16 protein-coding genes are annotated in these 17830 nt (G+C 67.1%); 9 read left to right on the top strand and 7 right to left on the bottom strand.

All coding sequences use genetic code 11. From position 1 onward, the window contains the following. The first annotated feature begins 508 nt into the window (after positions 1 to 508). The 8 genes from EK403_RS07595 to panB all read left to right on the top strand — a co-directional run bounded on the left by EK403_RS07595 (position 509) and on the right by panB (position 7376). On the top strand, positions 509 to 1861 hold the full coding sequence (locus tag EK403_RS07595) for a lysine N(6)-hydroxylase/L-ornithine N(5)-oxygenase family protein (RefSeq protein ID WP_128776889.1): 1353 nt from the start codon (positions 509 to 511) through the stop codon (positions 1859 to 1861). Next, entirely contained in the window at positions 1858 to 2463 is a 606-nt protein-coding gene (locus EK403_RS07590; protein ID WP_206659498.1) for a GNAT family N-acetyltransferase, read from the top strand. Before EK403_RS07595 ends, EK403_RS07590 begins: the two co-directional genes overlap by 4 nt. Further along, on the top strand, positions 2460 to 4280 hold the full coding sequence (locus EK403_RS07585) for an IucA/IucC family protein (protein WP_128776888.1): 1821 nt from the start codon (positions 2460 to 2462) through the stop codon (positions 4278 to 4280). Before EK403_RS07590 ends, EK403_RS07585 begins: the two co-directional genes overlap by 4 nt. A gap of 180 nt (positions 4281 to 4460) precedes the next feature. Then, a complete protein-coding gene (locus EK403_RS07580; protein WP_128776887.1) occupies positions 4461 to 5258 on the top strand; it encodes a sterol desaturase family protein in 798 nt (265 codons plus the stop codon). A 78-nt stretch (positions 5259 to 5336) separates the two neighbouring features. After that, positions 5337 to 5726, top strand: a complete 390-nt coding sequence (locus EK403_RS07575; protein ID WP_128776886.1) for a hypothetical protein — start codon at positions 5337 to 5339, stop codon at positions 5724 to 5726. A gap of 30 nt (positions 5727 to 5756) precedes the next feature. Then, on the top strand, positions 5757 to 5975 hold the full coding sequence (locus EK403_RS07570; protein ID WP_128776885.1) for a hypothetical protein: 219 nt from the start codon (positions 5757 to 5759) through the stop codon (positions 5973 to 5975). Next, positions 5972 to 6277 carry a DUF6166 domain-containing protein gene (locus EK403_RS07565; protein ID WP_128776884.1) on the top strand — a complete coding sequence of 102 codons (306 nt, stop codon included), beginning with the start codon at positions 5972 to 5974 and terminating at the stop codon, positions 6275 to 6277. Before EK403_RS07570 ends, EK403_RS07565 begins: the two co-directional genes overlap by 4 nt. Before the next feature lie 208 nt (positions 6278 to 6485). Then, positions 6486 to 7376, top strand: a complete 891-nt coding sequence (gene panB / locus EK403_RS07560; RefSeq protein WP_128776883.1) for a 3-methyl-2-oxobutanoate hydroxymethyltransferase — start codon at positions 6486 to 6488, stop codon at positions 7374 to 7376. A 142-nt stretch (positions 7377 to 7518) separates the two neighbouring features. On the opposite strand, the gene EK403_RS07555 is transcribed toward panB, so the two are convergent. Then, the gene (locus EK403_RS07555) at positions 7519 to 8232 is read right to left on the bottom strand and encodes a GntR family transcriptional regulator (RefSeq protein WP_128776882.1); all 714 of its coding nucleotides are present in this window, start codon (positions 8230 to 8232) and stop codon (positions 7519 to 7521) included. Between the two features lie 145 nt (positions 8233 to 8377). Between EK403_RS07555 and EK403_RS07550 the strand changes: the two genes are divergently transcribed. Then, positions 8378 to 9796, top strand: a complete 1419-nt coding sequence (locus EK403_RS07550; protein ID WP_128776881.1) for an MFS transporter — start codon at positions 8378 to 8380, stop codon at positions 9794 to 9796. Between the two features lie 211 nt (positions 9797 to 10007). Here EK403_RS07550 and glnT read toward each other — a convergent pair whose 3' ends face one another. The 6 genes from glnT to EK403_RS07520 all read right to left on the bottom strand — a co-directional run bounded on the left by glnT (position 10008) and on the right by EK403_RS07520 (position 17761). Continuing rightward, complete coding sequence (glnT, locus tag EK403_RS07545) at positions 10008 to 11300, bottom strand: type III glutamate--ammonia ligase (protein ID WP_128776904.1); 1293 nt, start codon at positions 11298 to 11300, stop codon at positions 10008 to 10010. 137 nt (positions 11301 to 11437) lie between these two features. Then, the gene (locus EK403_RS07540) at positions 11438 to 12784 is read right to left on the bottom strand and encodes an FMN-binding glutamate synthase family protein (RefSeq protein WP_128776880.1); all 1347 of its coding nucleotides are present in this window, start codon (positions 12782 to 12784) and stop codon (positions 11438 to 11440) included. 11 nt (positions 12785 to 12795) lie between these two features. Then, complete coding sequence (locus EK403_RS07535; RefSeq protein WP_128776879.1) at positions 12796 to 13503, bottom strand: GltB/FmdC/FwdC-like GXGXG domain-containing protein; 708 nt, start codon at positions 13501 to 13503, stop codon at positions 12796 to 12798. Between the two features lie 32 nt (positions 13504 to 13535). Beyond that, positions 13536 to 14423, bottom strand: coding sequence for a class II glutamine amidotransferase (locus EK403_RS07530; RefSeq protein WP_128776878.1), 888 nt, complete (start codon positions 14421 to 14423; stop codon positions 13536 to 13538). Positions 14424 to 14693: 270 nt separating this feature from the next. Next, positions 14694 to 15395, bottom strand: coding sequence for a helix-turn-helix domain-containing protein (locus EK403_RS07525; RefSeq protein WP_245479564.1), 702 nt, complete (start codon positions 15393 to 15395; stop codon positions 14694 to 14696). Positions 15396 to 15490: 95 nt separating this feature from the next. Continuing rightward, entirely contained in the window at positions 15491 to 17761 is a 2271-nt protein-coding gene (locus EK403_RS07520) for a trimethylamine N-oxide demethylase (RefSeq protein WP_206659503.1), read from the bottom strand. Positions 17762 to 17830 lie beyond the last annotated feature (69 nt).

The following is a 17830-nucleotide window of genomic DNA, read 5'->3' as shown; positions in this document are numbered from 1 at the left end:
GAGAACAGCGTGTCGGTCCAGTGACGCACATGCGTCACGCGCTCCTCGAGATAGCGGCTCATGCTTTCGGTCCCGCACCATCCGAAGGCCCGCCGCGTGAGGCGACGAGTCATAAAAACACATCACGATTTCGGATTTAATCCAAAACCCAGCGTGATTTGGATATAGTGCATTCCGCGCGATTTTCCAACCGCCCGGCGCCGACGGCGCGACAGATGGAGCGGAATGCCGCAGGGTGCGGGGTTCCCGACGAATGCTGGGCTGGGCGCTCCGCCTCCTGAGTGGCGCGCCTCTTCGCCTTCTCGCGCTCTCTTTGAATTTTTCAAATAAAATAATGATCACGTCAAAAGATTCTAAAGTTCATACAGGATGTTGTCCTACGTAAATCTACGTACTAGCTATCCGTCCGATCGAAGCCGGCCTGAACAGTGCGGCTGCCTGACAACCAGAGCGACTTGTCCAGTAGCCGCAATGACGTGGCTACCGTCGCCCGAATTGGATGCCGATCATGGATGCGGGGGCCAAGATTAGTCATGTCGGACGCCATATCTACGATTTTATCGCCGTAGGCGTGGGGCCGTTCAATCTCGGCCTCGCCTGCCTGACCGAGCCGATCGCCGAACTCGACGGTCTGTTTCTCGATCGCAACGAGCGCTTCTGCTGGCATCCCGGCATGCTGCTCGACGACGCCACGCTGCAGACGCCTTTCATCGGCGACCTGGTGACGCTCGCCGATCCCACCAGTCGCTTCAGCTTCCTGAATTACGTCAAGCAACAGGGCCGCATTTATGCGTTTTACATCAAGGAAACCTTCTTCCTGATGCGGAACGAGTTCAACCAGTACTGCCAATGGGCGGCGGACCAGCTGTCAAACGTGGAGTTCGACCGGCTCGTGGAGCGGGTCGACTACGACGCCGCGAGCAAGGCCTATGTGGTCACGGCGCTCTGCACGAGGACCGGCGCGCGCTTCGAGCTCAGGGCCCGCCGCATCGTGCTCGGCGTCGGAACCCAGCCGGCGATCCCCGCCTGCTGCCGCCCGGTCGAGCGTCACGTCACCCACACGGCGTCCTACCTCGCCGACAAGGAGACGCTGCAGGCAAAGCGGTCGATCACGGTGGTGGGCAGCGGCCAGAGCGCCGCGGAAATCTATCACGACCTGCTGAAGGACAGCGACGCGCGCGGTTACGAGCTCAACTGGGTCACGCGTTCGCCGCGCTTCTTCCCGCTCGAGCTCACCAAGCTGACGCTCGAGATGACGTCGCCGGACTACGCCGATTATTTCCACGACCTGCCGACGCCGAGGCGCGACGCGCTGATCCGCCAGCAGAAGAACCTCTACAAGGGGATCAACGCCTCGCTGATCAACGACATCTACGACCTGCTCTACAATAAGAGCCTGTTGGGCGAGGTGAACACGACGCTGCACACCAACACGGAGCTCGCCTCCTGCGCCTATGACGAGGACACGGGCCGGTTCAGGCTCGGCCTGAAACATCTCGAGCAGGGCGAAGGCTTCGATCTGGAGACCGAAGCGCTGGTGCTCGGCACCGGATACGAGCAGCGCATTCCGTCATTCATCGAACCGATCCGCGACCGCATCCGATGGGACGAGCGCGGCCGTTTCGCGGTCCGCCGCAACTATTCGATCGACGCGGCGGGCAACGGGATCTTCGTCCAGAACGCAGAGCTCCACACCCACGGTTTCGTGGCGCCCGATCTCGGCATGGCGGCCTATCGTAACGCCTGGATCATCCGCGCCATGGCCGGCCGCGAGATCTACCCGATCGAAAGGCGCGTCGCCTTCCAGCGCTTCGGAGCGCCGTCGGTCGACGCAAGGCGGCGCGAAGGAGCGCGCGCGTGACCGCCGCCGCGCTCCGCCGGGCCGCCGAGCCCCCGGCGCTGTTCGAGCGCGACGAGCCAGGCGTCGGCCGTTTTGTCCTGCGCCCGCTCGCCCCCTCCTCCGAGGCGGCGCTCATCCACCGCTGGGTGACGAGCCCGCACGCCCGCTTCTGGAACATGACCGACAAGACGCTGGACGAGATCGAGGCCTTCTATTCGGGCCTCATGGCGTCCGCCCACGCGACGGCGGAGCTCGGGCTGCACGACGGACGGCCGGCCTTCCTCACCGAGCTCTACGACCCCGCGCACGATCAGGTGGGCAAGCATTACGGCCCCGCGCCGGGCGACCGCGGCATGCATGTGTTGGTCGCCCCTGCCGAGACTCGCGTGCCGGGCTTCACCCTCGCGGTCATGCGAACCGTGATGGCGCGGCTGTTCTCCGACCCATCTGTCGGGCGCGTCGTCGTCGAGCCCGATATCCGCAACGACAAGATCCACGCGCTGAACCGGAAGGTCGGCTTCGTCTACGACCGGCCGGTGCGCTTCCGGGAGAAGACCGCCTGCCTCGCCTTCTGCACGCGCGAGGGCTTCCGGGCCTCGCTCGAAGGAGACGCCGCATCATGAACGAGCTTGTCCCCATCGCGCTCGGCGCCGCCGAACGCGCCGTCCAGCATCTCGACCCGGAGATCTGGGCCAAGGTCAATCGGCATCTGGTCCGCAAGGCGATCGCGGAATTCGCGCATGAGAGGCTGATCGAGCCGCGCCTCGTCGAGAATGAGGGTGAGTGGGCGCGCTACGCGCTCGACAATGGCGACCCGAATTTCGAATACGGTTTTCGGGCCCGGCGGCTGTCGCTCGACCATTGGCTGATCGACGAGGATTCGCTCGAGAAGCGCGTCGTCGGACTCGCGGCGCCCATCGAGGCGGCTGACTTCATCCTCGAATTCCAGGACGCGCTCGGGATCAAGGACGGCATGGCGCCGATCTATCTTGAGGAGATTTCGTCGACGCTCTATGGCGCGGCCTTCAAGGAGGCGAAGGACTGGCTATCGGCCGAAGAGCTGACCCGCGCCGACTATCAGGCGGTCGAGAGCGCGATGTCGGAGGGGCACCCGACCTTCGTCGCGAACAATGGCCGCATTGGCTTCGACGCCAGCGACTACCGCGCCTATACGCCGGAGGCCGGCAGCGTCGTGCGGCTCGTCTGGCTCGCTGTCGCAAAGGCCTGCGCGACATTCACGAGCCTCTCGACGCTCGATTATCGGTCGCTGATGGCGGCCGAGCTCGGCCCCGAGACGCTGAGGGCCTTCGAGGCCCGGCTGCGCGCGCTCGCGCTTGATCCGGCCGACTACCTCTACCTTCCGGCCCATCCCTGGCAGTGGTTCAACAAGCTCGCCGTGACCTTCGCGGCCGACGTCGCGACGCGGAAGATCGTCTGTCTCGGGCAAAGCGAGGATCGCTATCTGCCGCAGCAGTCGATCCGCACTTTCTTCAACGTCTCGCGCCCCGACCGGCATTACGTGAAGACCGCGATCTCGGTGCTCAACATGGGCTTCATGCGGGGCCTGTCGCCGAAATACATGGTCGCGACGCCGGCCATCAACGAATGGCTCTGGGACCTCGTCGCGGGCGATCCGTTCTTCCGCTCGAAGAACTTCTCGATCCTGCGCGAGGTCGCTGCGATCGGCTACCGCTACAGCGTCTATGACGAGGGGCTGCGGCAGGATTCTGCCTATAAGAAGATGCTGGCCGCGCTGTGGCGCGAAAGCCCGATGAGCCGGCTCAAGACCGGTGAACGCCTGATGACCATGGCGTCGCTTCTCCATGTCGACCCGGACGGCGACGCGCTGCTGCCGGCGCTGATCGCGGCCTCCGGCCTCGAGCCCGACGAATGGCTTCGGCGCTATCTCGACGCCTATCTCGCGCCGCTCGTCCACGCCTTCTACGCCCACGACCTCGCCTTCATGCCGCATGGCGAGAACCTCATCATGGTCCTGAAGGACAACGCGCCGGTCGGCATGCTGATGAAGGACATTGGCGAGGAGATCGGCGTGCTGAACGCAACGAAGCGTCCGCCCAAGGAGATCGAGCGGATCGACTTCCGTGTGCGCGAGGACGCCAAGCTCAACTGCATCTTCACCGACGTGTTCGACTGCTTCTTCCGCTACCTGTCGGCGACGCTGGTCGAGCATTGCGGCTTCGCGGACAACCGCTTCTGGCGGCTCGTCGCGGAGTGCGTGCAGGGCTATCTCGACGCTCACCCGGGGCACGCCGAGAAGGCGAAGGTCCACGACCTGTTCGCGGAGACCTTCATCCGCAACTGCCTGAACCGGCTGCAGCTCAACGACAACCAGCAGATGCTCGACCTGCTCGATCCCGAGAAGAGCCTGCAATTCGTGGGCACGCTGGACAATCCCCTCGCGGCCTTCGCGAAGAGATAGCGGCCGTCCGCCCGGCCGCCTGATCGCCACCTACGAAAAGCCTCGCCGCCGCGTCTTCGACGTCGGCGGCGCCTGCGTTTTGACAAAGGAAAGTTTACGGGCTGGACGTCTGATACGGCAGTGATATATTACGAGCGAGAACGCGGCTCCGAGCCGCGCGGCATGACGAGGAGGAGCCCCATGGAACTCGCCCAGACCGCCATGACCGAGCGTCAGCGGCGCTACCGCGCGAACTACCGCCAGCGGGTGGCCGGCTGGTACAACGGCTTCCTGCACATCGCGATCATCTACGTGATCGGCTTCACGGCGCTCTACGTCTATCTCTCTAACGTCGACGCGCCGAGCTGGCTCGAGCTCGCGACCGTCCCGATCACCTTCCTGTTCTGCAACTTCTTCGAGTGGTGGCTGCATCGCTACGTGATGCACCGGCCGTCCTCGAACCCGATCGCGCGCGCGGTCTACAACCGCCACACGCTGCAGCACCACCAGTTCTTCACCCAGGAGGAGATGCGCTTCGCGGACCATCGCGACTACCGCGTCACCTTCTTCCCGCCTTATGCGCTCGCGACCTTCACGCTGATGTCGATCCCAGGCGCCATCGCGCTCGGTTTCGTGTTCAGCCCGAATGTCGGCTGGCTGTTCATCACCACGACGACGTCGATCTACATGATCTACGAGTTCATGCACTTCTGCTGCCATGTGGAGGAGAACTGGTTCGTCCGGAACATGCCGTTCATCAACACGAACCGGCGCCACCACACCGCCCATCACGACCAGTCGATCATGATGGAGAAGAACATGAACCTCACCTTCCCGATCATGGACTGGCTGTTCGGGACGTCGGACCTGAACCGCGGGCTCATCGGCACGCTCTTCAACGGCTACGACAGCCGTTACGTGAAGACCGACATGCGCAAGGTCTCGCGGTCGCCCGGCAGGCCCGATCCCTCCGCCGGCGTCGCCCAGCCGGCGGAGTGACGAGCGCCTGACGGGAGAGCAGGGCCGGGACGTTTCCCGCGTTCCGGCCGGCCCCTTCAGCAAGAGCCGAGGTCCGATATGGACATGATCGAACCGAACCTCGCCGCGCTCGCATTGTTCGCGATCGCCGCGACCGTCGCGGGCCTCGGCTTCTATGTGCTGGCCGGAGCCTTCCCGCTCGCCACCCGCGACGATCTTCGCGCGCATCCTGCAGGCGTCCCGCTCGCGCTGGTCAACGCGGCCGCGTTTCTGGCGCTGGTCGCGTTCGGCCTAACCTATGGGGTCGAGCACCTGCGCTGGACCAGCGTCGTGATCGTGAGCGGGCTCGCCTTCCTGTTCGCGCCGGCCGCCTTCCATGTCTGGCCGCAGCGCTGGCGCGACGGCGCGGCCGGACTCGCGATCATGCTCGGCCTCACCATGGCCGCGGTCGCGGCGCTGCACGCCGCGGGCGGCGGCTTCGCCGCCTGAGACGACAAGAAGAATTTTGGGAGGAACGCGATGCCGTTTCACATCAAGATGGGGCTGACCGTGGTGGTGCTGCTCGCCGCCGTCGCGGGCTGGTTCTATATGGGCCATCTCGGCAAGACCGGGCCGCAGCTGGCGCTCCTGTTCCTCGGCCCGTTCACCGCCGGCAGCCTCTGGATCTTTCCCGAGGTCATGCGCGGCAAGGCCGACAACAAGCCAGTCGGCCGCGACGCCGCGGGCCGCGCGCAATGAAGACCTATCTCGGAGACCGCACGATCGACGGCGTCGCCGTGACCGTCGACGGCGCGCCGCTCGCGCCGCATAACGAGCTCAAGAATTATGCCGGCGCGGATTTCGAATGGAGCTACGAAGGTGAGGCCCCGAGCCAGCTCGCTTTCGCGCTGCTCTACGACCATCTCGGCGAGGCACGCCGGGCCGAGGCGCTGACCGACCGCTTCATGCGCGACATCGTGGCCAATTTCGGCAATGAGTGGGAGATGACCTCCGCGGACATCGACCGCGTCCTGTCGGGTTACGGCGCGGCGGCGGCGTAAAGGCCGGCTCCTCATCCCGCTGAGCGAATTCAGGCGCTCTTCACCTCTCCCCTGCGGGGAGAGGTCGGCCCGAAGGGCCGGGTGAGGGGGCTCGCCCTTTCCGAAAATCCCCGATCCCCCTCACCCGCCGCGGCTGGCGCCGCGTCGACCTCTTCCCGCCGGAGAGGTGGGCCGCAGCGCTCCCCCGCGCTTTCATTCAGAGGCAAAAATGTCCGAAGCGACCGGCCCCGCCGCAGAGCCGAAGCGCGAGAAGCGCACCATCACCGAGATCCGCGAGTCGAAGCGGACCGGCGAGAAGATGGTCTACATGTCGGTGCCGGACTACACGTCCGCGAAATGGGCCGAGATGGCGGGCGTCGACGTCGCGGTGGTGGGCGACAGCCTGGCGATGATCGCGCATGGCCACCAGAACACCATCCCGGCCACCATGGACATGATGGTGATGCACGCCCAGGCGATCCGGCGTGGGGCGCCCAACACCTTCACGCTCGGCTGCATGCCCTATCAGAGCTACCACACGGTCGACCGGGCGCTCGCGAACGCGACGCGCTTCATGCAGGAGGCCGCGACCGACGCCGTGAAACCGCAGGGCGGCAAGAGCCAGGCCCATATCCTGAAGGCGCTCGTCGACGCCGGCATCCCGACAGCCTCGCATATCGGCCTGACGCCGCACACGATCGCGACCTTCGGAGGCTTCAAGATTCAGGGCAAGACCGCGGACGCCGCCTTCAAGATCCTGCAGGACGCGCTCGCGATCGAAGACGCCGGCTGCTTCATGCTGGAGTTCGAGGCGGTGCCCGCGCGGATCGCCAAGCTCATCTCGGAGCAGCTCACCATCCCGACCATCGGCATCGGGGCGGGGGTCGGGACCGACGGACAGATCCTGCTCTGCCACGATTTGCTCGGCGTCTTCACCGACTTCAAGCCGAAATTCACCAAACGCTATGCCAAGCTCACCGAGGTCGCGGTCGCGGGCATCAAGGACTATGTGCGCGAGGTGAAGGAGGGCTCCTTCCCCGACGACGACCATTCCTATTCGGTCAAGGACGAGGAATACGAGAAGTTCGCCACGATGGTGGAGAAGCGGAAGCAAGTTTAGGCGCGCCCGATCCTTCCCCTTTGCAAGGGGAGGGAGACCCGCGGCGCCGAATGGGTCCCGGCTCAAGGCCGGGACATGCGCGCCGCCGGCGCCCCTCATCCGACCGTCGGCTCGCCAACGGAAGGGAAGAAGGAAGAGCGCCTCACACGTCGAGCGTCTTCCTCGCGAAGCTTTCGATGTAGTCCATCAGGCGGTCGGACGCCGCCGCTGCGGCGGCGCCGTCGCCATGGGCGATGGCGTCGCAGACCTCGGCATGCAGGCGCGCGGAGAGCGGCAGGTCGCCGACCTCCTTGTAGTGCTGGTACCAGAAGCGGCGCGACAGCGCCGTCATGGTGCTGATCGAGCGCACCGCGAATTCGTTGCGCGCCGCGGCGGCCACCAGCAGGTTGAACTCGCGGTCGAGGCGCATGAACTCGATGTCGTCGGAGGCCGCCGAAGCCGCCCGCATCGCCGCGCCGATCTCGCTGAAGCGCGCGCGCTCCTTCGAATCGGCGCGTTCGGCCGCGAGCCTTGCGAGCAGCGCCTCCAGCACCCGCCGCGTCTCCAGCAGGCGGAGCTGGCTCCGCAGGTTGATCTCGGACACCAGGATGCCGCGCCGGGGAATCACCACCACCAGGCCGTCGCGGGCGAGCCGCTGCAGCGCCTCGCGGATCGGCGTGCGGCCGATCGAAAGCCGCTCCGCCAGCGCGAGCTCGCTCAGGAACGCGCCCGGCGGAAGCTGCAGCGTCGTGATCAGCTCCTCGAGCTGCACATAGGCGACGTCGGTCAGCGTCGCCGCGCCGCGCGTCGCCGGCCCCGCATCGTGCGAATCGGGGCCGCCATCGTCCGTGGCGGGGAGCGTCAGAGCGTCGGGCATCGAGTCATCCGTGGAACTGCGAGCGCGAGAATGGACGCTCCCGCGCCGGAATCAACCTCTGTTCCGCAAAGCCGCACGGGCTTGTGTGCCGCTGACATATCAGTGATACTTCTCATCAAAGAAAACGATGCCGGGAGGATCGCGAATGTCGGATGCAACGCTTGCGCCTGGGGCGGCGGCCCCGGCGGGGACCGTCGGGGGCGCGTCGGCCGCAACGGCGTCCGACGTCATGATCGCGGCCCGCCTCGCTCCCCTGCCGATGACCGGCTACCAGAAGATGATCTTTGCGATCATCGCGACCGCTTGGTTCTTCGACTCGATCGATCTCGGCTCGCTGACCTTCCTGCTCGGGTCGATCAAGACCGAGTTCAACCTCTCGACCGCGCAGACCGGCTTCCTGTCGTCGATGAGCTTCGTCGGCATGTTCCTGGGCGCGGCGATCTCGGGGATGGCCGCGGACAAGATCGGCCGCAAGCTCGTCTTCCAGATCTCGATGATCTTCTGGGGCCTCGGCAGCCTGTGGTGCTACTACGCGCCGGATCCCCAGACGCTCGGCTACGCCCGCCTGCTGCTCGGCTTCGGCATGGGCATGGAGTTCCCTGTCGCGCTCGCGATCGTCTCGGAGTTCGTGCCGACCGCCAAGCGCGGCCGCTATCTCGCGATCCTCGAAGGCTTCTGGCCTCTGGGCTTCATCGCCGCGGGCCTGTTGTCCTGGTTCTTCCTCACCCATTTCACCTGGCGCGAGATGTTCCTCTGCCAGGCGATCCCGGCGCTCTTCCTGTTCGTCGTTCGCTTCTTCGTGCCGGAGAGCCCGCGGTGGCTTGCCGACCAGGGCCGCCACGGCGAGGCCGAGAAGGTGATGGGAGAGATTGAGAAAAAAGTGCTGGCGCGGCTTCCCGCCGGGACGCGGCTCGACGAGCCGAAGCCGCTGCCGCCGATCGCGCGCGGCGAGCGGCGCTTCTCCTTCATGGAGCTCTGGAGCGGCGAATACGCCAGCCGCACCGTGATGATCTGGCTGGTCTGGTTCTTCGCGCTGCTCGGCTTCTACGGCCTCACCACCTGGCTCGGCGCGCTGCTGCAGGCGCAGGGCTTCACCAACACCAAGTCGACCGAATACGTCGTGCTGATCGCGCTTGCGGGCGTGCCGGGCTTCATCACGGCCGCCTGGCTGGTCGACGCCTGGGGCCGCAAGCCGACCTGCGCGTTGATGCTGGTGGGCTCCGCGGTCGCGGCCTACGCCTATGGCCACGCGCCGAGCTTCACGATGCTGATCGTGTTCGGCCTGACGATGCAGTTCTTCCTGTTCGGCATGTGGTCGACGCTCTACGCCTACACGCCCGAGCTCTACCCGACCCGGGCGCGCGCCACCGGCGCGGGCTGCGCCTCGGCGGTGGGGCGCATCGGCTCGCTGATCGGCCCGTCGCTGATCGGCGTGGTGCTGCCGACGCTCGGCAGCGGCGGCGTGTTCGCGCTCGGCGCCGGCTGCTTCGTGGCGGCGGCGCTCGCGGTGCTGATCCTCGGCGTCGAGACCAGGGGCAAGCAGCTCGAGGCGATCTCGAGCTGACGACCGGCCCTTGGGGATTTCACTCCCCGTCATGCCCGCGAAGGCGGGCATCCACGACTCGGGCGTAGAGCGCTGCGATCCCAGTAAGTCGTGGATGCCTGACTGCCGTCGGGCATGACGGCCGGGGGGACGCGAAAGAAAGCGCGGAAGCCGCAAACAAAAAGCCGGGCGTCGCCGCCCGGCTTTTTCGCGTCCGGCGTTTCGCCGCCGGTCAGCAGTCCAGCGTGTTGTCGCGCTCCCACTGCGTCAAATGGCGGGCGTAGTTGTTCCACTCCTGCCCCTTGAGCTTGGCGTAGGCGTCGACGAACTCGTCGCCGAACATCGTGCGGACCGCCTTGGAGCCCTCGAAGGAGCGGATCGCGTCCAGCAGGTTGAGCGGCAGCTTCTTGGCGTTCTTCACCTTGTGGCCGTCGACATACATGTTGATGTCGAGGCGCTTGCCCGGATCGCGCTTGTTGTTCACCCCGTCCATGCCGGCGGCGAGGATCGCGGCCTGCAGCAGATAGGGGTTGGCGGCGCCGTCGCCGAGCCGGAACTCGAAGCGGCCGGCGTCCGGGATGCGGATCATGTGCGTGCGGTTGTTGCCGGTGTAGGTCACCGAGTTCGGGGCCCAGGTGGCGCCGGAGGTCGTCCGCGGGGCGTTGATGCGCTTATAGGAGTTCACAGTCGGGTTGGTCAGCGCGCAGATCGCCTCGGCGTTGTGGATCAGGCCGCCGATGAAGTGGTAGCCCATCTTCGAGACGCCGAGTTCGCCGTCGTCGTCCGCGAACAGGTTCTTCTTGCCGTCCCACAGCGAGATATGGGCGTGGCAGCCCGAGCCCGTCAGGTTGACGAAGGGCTTCGGCATGAAGGTCGCGCGCAGCCCGTGCTTCTCGGCGATCGACTTCGCCATGAACTTGAAGAAGGCGTGCTGGTCGGCGACCTGCAGCGCCGGTCCGTAGTTCCAGTTCATCTCGAACTGGCCGTTCGCGTCCTCATGGTCGTTCTGGTAGGGCTTCCAGCCGAGCGACAGCATGCTGTCGCAGATTTCGGTGATGACCTCGTAGCGGCGCATCAGGGCCTGCTGGTCATAGCAGGGCTTCTCCTGCGTGTCGGCGCCGTCCGAGATCTGGGTGCCGCAGGCGGTGGTGAGGAAGAACTCGCACTCGACGCCCGACTTCATCTCGCAGCCGGAATTGGCGATCAGGCGGCGCAGCGTGTTGCGCGGGGCCTGCTCGACCTCCTTGCCGTCCATCCAGAGATCGGCCGCGACCCAGCCGACCTCGGGCTTCCAGGGCAGCTGGATGAGGCTCGCCGGATCGGGCTTGGCGAACAGGTCCGAGTCCGCCGGGCTCATGTCGAGCCAGGTGGCGAAGCCAGCGAAGCCTGCGCCGGCCTTCTGCATTTCGCCGATCGCGGCGGCAGGCACGAGCTTCGCCCTCTGGGAGCCGAAGAGGTCGGTATAGGAGATGAGGAAATACTTGATGCCGCGGTCCCGCGCGGCCTCCGCCAGATCGATCGCCATCGCAGTCCCCTCGATCGCCCCTTTGTTGGGGTTCAGCTGAACGTTCACGGGCCTCTCCTCGGGTGTTCCGCCTTCGGCCCATCCCGCGTTCCGGGGGAGGCCCCCGGGGACTGCGGCGGGGCCTCTCTTTGTTGTCTTCAGAATGCGCCGTTCGCGCCGGGAATCCACTGCGTGCCGGCAAGCGGCACCTGGGCCATCGCGGCGGACTCGATGGTGAGCGCCACCAGATCCTCGGGCTCGAGGTTGTGCACGTGGCTCTTGCCGCAGGCGCGCGCGATGGTCTGGGCCTCGAGCGTCATGACGCTGAGGTAGTTGGCGAGCCGGCGGCCGGCGAGCACGGGGTCGAGCCGCTTCATGAGCTCGGGGTCCTGCGTCGTGATCCCCGCGGGATCACGACCCTCGTGCCAGTCGTCATAGGCGCCGGCGCGGGTGCCGAGGGCCTCGTATTCGGACTCCCATTTCGGGTCGTTGTCGCCGAGCGCGACCAGCGCCGCGGTGCCGATCGCGACCGCGTCGGCGCCGAGCGCGAGCGCCTTGGCGACGTCGGCGCCGTTCCGGATGCCGCCCGAGACGATCAGCTGCACCCTGCGGTGCATGCCGAGGTCCTGCAGCGCCTTCACGGCCTGGCGGATGGCCGCGAGCGTCGGGATGCCGACATTCTCGATGAACACTTCCTGGGTCGCGGCGGTGCCGCCCTGCATGCCGTCCACCACCACGACGTCGGCGCCGGACTTCACCGCGAGCGCCGTGTCGTAATAGGGGCGGGCGGCGCCGACCTTGACGTAGATCGGCTTCTCCCAGTCGGTGATCTCGCGCAGCTCCTCGATCTTGATCTCGAGGTCGTCGGGGCCGGTCCAGTCGGGATGGCGGCAGGCCGAGCGCTGGTCGATGCCTTCGGGGAGGGTCCGCATCTTGGCGACGCGCGCGGAGATCTTCTGGCCGAGCAGCATGCCGCCGCCACCGGGCTTCGCGCCCTGGCCGACCACGACCTCGATCGCGTCCGCCTTGCGGATGTCGTCCGGATTCATGCCGTAGCGCGACGGCAGGTACTGGTAGACGAGCGTCTGGGAATGCCCGCGCTCCTCCTGGGTCATGCCGCCGTCGCCCGTGGTGGTCGAGGTGCCCATCGCGGACGCGCCGCGGCCGAGCGCCTCCTTGGCGGGGCCGGAGAGCGAGCCGAAGCTCATGCCCGCGATGGTGATCGGGATCTTGAGCTCGATCGGCTTCTTGGCGAAGCGCGTGCCGAGCGTGACGTTGGTGCCGCACCGCTCCCGGTAGCCCTCGAGCGGGTAGCGCGAGATCGAGGCGCCGAGGAACAGCAGGTCGTCGAAATGCGGGACCTTGCGCTTCGCGCCGGCGCCGCGGATGTCGTAGATGCCGGTCGCCGCCGCCCGGCGGATCTCCGACAGCGTGTACGCGTCGAAGGTCGCGCTTTCGCGCGGCAGAGTGCGGGGCGCCGCCGGCGCCTTGACGTGCTCGTTCATGGCCCGGGCCCTCAGTAGGCCGACGCGTTGTCGACGTGGAAATGGTAGAGATTGCGGGCCGAGCCGTAGCGCCGGAACTCGGACGGATCGATCTGGCCGTCGATCCCCGCGAGCCGGAAGCGCTCGAACAGCTCCTTCCTGTGCTCGTCGCGCAGCTCCTTCTCGACGCAGTCCGCGCCGAGGCTCTTCACCGAGCCGCGGACGTAGAGCCGCGCCTCGTAGATCGAGTCGCCGAGCGCGTCGCCGGCGTCGCCGAACACCGTCAGCGTGCCGGCCTGCGCCATGAAGGCCGACATGTGGCCGATCGAGCCCTTCACGACGATGTCGACGCCCTTCATCGAGATGCCGCAGCGCGCGCCCGCGTCGCCGTCGATCACCAGCGTCCCGCCATGCGCTGTCGCGCCGGCAGCCTGGCTGGCGTCGCCTTCGACGTGGACGAAGCCCGACATCATGTTCTCGGCGACGCCCACGCCTGCGGCGCCGCGGACGATCACGGTCGCCTGCTTGTTCATGCCGGCGCAATAATAGCCGGCAGGACCGTCGACCTCGACGGTGACGGGGGCGTCGAGCCCGGCCGCGATCGCGTGCAGGCCGCGCGGATTGGCGACGCGCCAGAGCGAGGCGTTCGAGCCCGGCTTCAGCGCATGGAGCGCGGCGTTGAGGTCACGCACCGAGCTCTTCGCGAGATCGAAGGCGTGGGTTTCGACTGTGGCGTTCATGGCTCGTGCTGCCCCCGCGGTCATGACGTCGCTCACGCCGCCCGGTCCCAGAAATAGACCTTGGCGGGTTCCGGCTCCCAGACCTTGGCGGTCTCGATGCCGGGCAAACCGGCGAGCGCCCGGTATTCGGAGCCGAAAGCGACATACTGGTCGGTCTCGGCCATCACGGCGGGCTTGCAGGCGATCGGGTCGCGGATCACGCCGAAGCCGGTCTCGGTGCCGACCACGAAAGTGTAGAAGCCGTCGAGGTCGTCGAGCGAGTCCTCGAGCGCCTCGCCGAGGCTGCGGCCTTCCTTCATGCGCCAGCTCAGATAGCCGGCCGCGACTTCGCTGTCGTTGTCGGTGTTCACGCTGAAGCCCGCGCGCTCGAGGTCGCGGCGCACGCTGCGGTGGTTCGACAGCGAGCCGTTGTGGACGAGGCACTGGTCGGCGCCGGTCGAGAACGGGTGGGCACCGTTGGTCGTGACGGCGCTCTCGGTCGCCATGCGGGTGTGGCCGATGCCGTGCGTGCCCGACATGCCGGAGAGCTTGAAGCTGGTCGCGACGTCGCTCGGAAGCCCCACCTCCTTGTAGAGCTCCATGCGCTGCCCGGCGCCCACGACGGTCACGTCCTTGAACTGCTTGGCGATCGTGTCGCGGGCTTCCGCCTCGCGGCTGTCGGCGATGGTGAGCACGGCGTGGGTCGCGCGCGTCTCGAGCTCGGCGCCATCGCCGAGCGCCGCCCCGACGGGCGCGAAGTCGTAGCCGGCCGGCGCGCGCAGGGTGAGCTTGATCTTGCCGGGCGCGCCCCCGCCATAGACCGCGAAGCCCGCGGAATCCGGCCCGCGGTCGCACATCACGCCGAGCATCTGGCCGAGCATTTCGCCGAGCTTCGGCTCGAGCGACGGATCCTTCAGGAACAGCCCGACGATGCCGCACATGGGGACGCCTCCAATCGCTGACGGCGGCCCTGCGCCGCTTGATCGGAAGCTATCGACGCCGGCCCGGCGCGTCAATCAGTTTGGAAACAAAAATTCTTTAGAGGAAACTTTTTTGGAGCGGCCAGACAGAGATTGCGAACGGCGATCGGCGGCGTCGTCGGCGTCGCAAGTGCACGACATCGCCGCCCCCTCTTCCCGCAAGCGGGAGAAGGGGCGGCAGGCGTTGCGCTCCAAGGCGGGCATGCGACGCCGCTGCGGCGCAGGAGCCTGTCACTCTTTTTCGTACATGATGATCGACAGATAGGTCATCGGCTTGACCACCAGCCGCTCGGGCCCATGCGGGGCGCCGGAGTCGAAGAGCAGCGTGTCGCCGGGCTTCAGGTGATAGCTGTTGCCGGCGTGCGCATACACGACCTCGCCGCTGAGCATGTGGATAAGCTCCGTCCCCTCGTGCTGGAAGGCGGTGAAGGGGGCCGCGTCCTCGGTCAGCGTGATCAGATAGGGCTCGCAGGCCACCGGCCCGCCGAGCATGTGGCCGAGCAGCTCGTATTTGTGGCCGACCTTGGTGCCGCGCCGCTGGATGGTGACGCCCTGTCCGGCCGGCACGTAGGAGCAGTCGCGGCGCTCCTCGAATTCCGAGAACAGCAGGCTGATCGGCACATTGAGCGCGGCCGCGAGCGTCTGCAGCGTGGTGAGCGAGGGCGAGATCTGGCCGTTCTCGATCTTCGACAGCATGCCGGTCGAGACGCTCGCCGCGCCGGCGAGCTCCGCGACCGTCAGGCCCATCAACTTGCGGTGATGCCGGATCTGGAGGCCGATCGCCTGCTCCAGCGTCCGGCGCTCCTGCGCCGCGGGCGCGCCCGAGCCCGTGACGTAATCATCGTTCTCGGCGCCGGGCTCGACCACCGCGAGTTTCAGCGCGGACGCCCTCAGCGCCGCGCCTTCTTCAATCGGGGAGACCTTTCGGGCCATGATGGCGAGCCTTTCGGGCGGCTGGTCCTCAGAAACGCACGAACAGTCCTTTCCATCGCGCAGTTTTTGGACTGCGCGCAATCGGCGGTTTCGCCTCAGGCGGAGGCCGGAGCCTCCGCGCGGACGCGCGATTTCGTCGGGTCGTAATGCGGAAACGCGACGACGGTCGCGGCGATGCGCTTCTGCTGGCCGTCGAGCTTGCCGATCTCGACCTTGGTTCCCGGCTCGCTATGCGCGACGTCGAGGCGCGCGAGCGCGATGGTCTTGCCGAGCACCGGCGAGCGGGTCGCGCTCGTCACGACGCCGATCTGGGCGCGGCCGACATGCACGCAGTCGCCATGGCCGATCGCCTCGGCGCCCGAGACGTCGAGCCCCACAAGTTTCTTCGACGGATGCTCGCGGCGGCGCTTCAGCGCCTCGGCGCCGACATAAGGGTCAGTCTTGCCGGCCGGGACCGCGAAGCCGATGCCGGCCTCGAACGGGTCGGTCTGGTCGCAGAACTCATAGCCCGCAAAGGCGAGGCCCGCCTCGATCCGCACCATGTCCAGCGCCTGCAGGCCGAGGGGCTTCAGCCCGTGCGGCCGACCCGACTCCCAGATCGCGTCCCAGACCAGCGTCGCCTTGTCCGGATGGCACCAGACCTCATAGCCGAGCTCCCCCGTATAGCCGGTGCGCGACACGACGACCGGCGCGCCCGCGATCTTGCCGACCGTGAAGCGGAACCACTTCAGCTCGTTGAGGCTCGGCTGGTGCGGCGGCGTCTCGACGATCTGGCTGAGGATCTCGCGCGACTTCGGGCCCTGGACGGCGACGTTGTGGAGCTGGTCGGTCGAGCTTTTCACCCAGACCTTTAAGCCATGCTCGGCCGCGAGCTCGCGAAGGTGCACGCCGCAATAGTCGTCGCCGCAGATCCAGCGGAAGTTCTGGGGCGCGAGACGGAATACGGTGCCGTCGTCGATCATGCCGCCATGCGGGTAGCACATCGCGGTGTAGACCACCTGGCCGACGGCAAGCTTCTTCATGTCGCGGGTCACGGCGAGCTGCATCAACGCCTCGGCGTCCGGGCCGATGACCTCGAACTTGCGAAGCGGCGACAGGTCCATGATCGCGGCCCGCTCGCGGCAGGCCCAATATTCGGCGATCGGCCCCTCGTCCGAATAGCAGTCGGCGAGCCAGAAGCCGCGATATTCGACGAATTTGCGGGTCATCGCCGAGGCGCGGGGATGGAAGCCGCTTTCGCGCGTCAGCCGCGGCTCGGAATCTGGCGTCATGCGATGCGCGATGCCCCGTGAGAAGTTTTCGGACGCGTCATAGACGCGGATCTGGATGTCGGTCGGCTGCCAGCCATTCGCGGGGTCGACGTCGTCGGCGCAGGAGGAGGAGGCGCAGACGAGATCGGTCAGCGCCCGGAGCAGCACATAGTCGCCCGGCCGTGACCAGGGCTCGTCCATGGTGATCTGGTCGTCGGCGCCGACGGTGGTGTTGTAGAAGAAGTTGATCGCCGGCCAGCCGGCCTTCGGCGCGATCCCGTAGGGCTTCAGTGCGCGGTTGAAATTGTCGGTGCAGTTGTCGTGGCCGGGATAGCCGAGGTCCTCGTAATATTTCGAGTTGCAGGCGAGCAGGAAGGCGTCGTGCCGGCCGACCGTGTCGCGCACGATCTCGACCAACGGATTGAGCCGCGCGTCGAAATACTTCGAATGCAGGCCGGGTGCGGGGTTCGCGGTCGCCATCAGCGTGCGGGTGACGGTCGGGTCGAGGCCGAACTCCTCGCCCTTGTCGAGCGCGGCGGCGTCGAAGGCCAGGAAGTCGGAGCACTGCCGGCCGTCGACGTCGACGATCTGGATGTAGTCACCGGCCTTGACCCGATAGGCCTGGGCGGTCGCGGCGTCGACACGAATGTCGAGCTTCGGCGCGGCGAGCGGCGCCGGCGCGGCCCCGCGCGAAGGACCGGAGGTCTCAATCTCGACCCGAAGCTCGGTCGGCGGGGTCTGTTCGTCGGGCGCCATCGCGGCGCCCGCGACCACGAGCGCGCAGGCGCCGGCGGCGGCGGCCGACAGCTCGACACTCGAACCAGGCGCGGTCTCGTCCGAGAACAGCCGGAAGCCCGTCAGCCGGGAGGCGTCGAGCCCACGAGCCGCGAGCGCGGCGCGCGCCGCTTCGACCGCCGCGGCGTCGTCTTCGGACTGAGCCAGCGCGCCGGCGCCGAACGCGCCCTCGGGGGCGAACAGCAGGCCGGGCTGGCGCCCTTCCAGGTCCTCGATGCGGATGCGGTCGCCGGCCGCGATGTCGAACGCCGCCGCCTCGCCGCCGCGGGCGACGAGCGTCGTCACGCGGGACGGAGCGGCGGCCGGGTTTCGGGCGTCCATGATGCCTGTCTCCATGTCGACGGCCATGAGGCGCCGCCGTCGCCGATCCCCTCTCCCCCTGCGGGAGAG

Origin of the sequence: Hansschlegelia zhihuaiae, from assembly GCF_004103825.1 — a bacterium.
Lineage (GTDB): Bacteria > Pseudomonadota > Alphaproteobacteria > Rhizobiales > Methylopilaceae > Methylopila > Methylopila zhihuaiae.
This window is presented reverse-complemented; position numbering and strand designations above follow the sequence as displayed.

Coding starts and splice junctions, on each gene's coding strand:
- EK403_RS07595 (WP_128776889.1), top strand. CDS start 509: ATGGATGCGGGGGCCAAGATTAGTCATGTCGGACGCCATATCTACGAT.
- EK403_RS07585 (WP_128776888.1), top strand. CDS start 2,460: ATGAACGAGCTTGTCCCCATCGCGCTCGGCGCCGCCGAACGCGCCGTC.
- EK403_RS07580 (WP_128776887.1), top strand. CDS start 4,461: ATGGAACTCGCCCAGACCGCCATGACCGAGCGTCAGCGGCGCTACCGC.
- EK403_RS07575 (WP_128776886.1), top strand. CDS start 5,337: ATGGACATGATCGAACCGAACCTCGCCGCGCTCGCATTGTTCGCGATC.
- EK403_RS07570 (WP_128776885.1), top strand. CDS start 5,757: ATGCCGTTTCACATCAAGATGGGGCTGACCGTGGTGGTGCTGCTCGCC.
- EK403_RS07565 (WP_128776884.1), top strand. CDS start 5,972: ATGAAGACCTATCTCGGAGACCGCACGATCGACGGCGTCGCCGTGACC.
- panB (WP_128776883.1), top strand. CDS start 6,486: ATGTCCGAAGCGACCGGCCCCGCCGCAGAGCCGAAGCGCGAGAAGCGC.
- EK403_RS07555 (WP_128776882.1), bottom strand. CDS start 8,232: ATGCCCGACGCTCTGACGCTCCCCGCCACGGACGATGGCGGCCCCGAT.
- EK403_RS07550 (WP_128776881.1), top strand. CDS start 8,378: ATGTCGGATGCAACGCTTGCGCCTGGGGCGGCGGCCCCGGCGGGGACC.
- glnT (WP_128776904.1), bottom strand. CDS start 11,300: ATGGCGATCGATCTGGCGGAGGCCGCGCGGGACCGCGGCATCAAGTAT.
- EK403_RS07540 (WP_128776880.1), bottom strand. CDS start 12,784: ATGAACGAGCACGTCAAGGCGCCGGCGGCGCCCCGCACTCTGCCGCGC.
- EK403_RS07535 (WP_128776879.1), bottom strand. CDS start 13,503: ATGAACGCCACAGTCGAAACCCACGCCTTCGATCTCGCGAAGAGCTCG.
- EK403_RS07530 (WP_128776878.1), bottom strand. CDS start 14,423: ATGTGCGGCATCGTCGGGCTGTTCCTGAAGGATCCGTCGCTCGAGCCG.
- EK403_RS07525 (WP_245479564.1), bottom strand. CDS start 15,395: ATGGCCCGAAAGGTCTCCCCGATTGAAGAAGGCGCGGCGCTGAGGGCG.
- EK403_RS07520 (WP_206659503.1), bottom strand. CDS start 17,761: ATGGACGCCCGAAACCCGGCCGCCGCTCCGTCCCGCGTGACGACGCTC.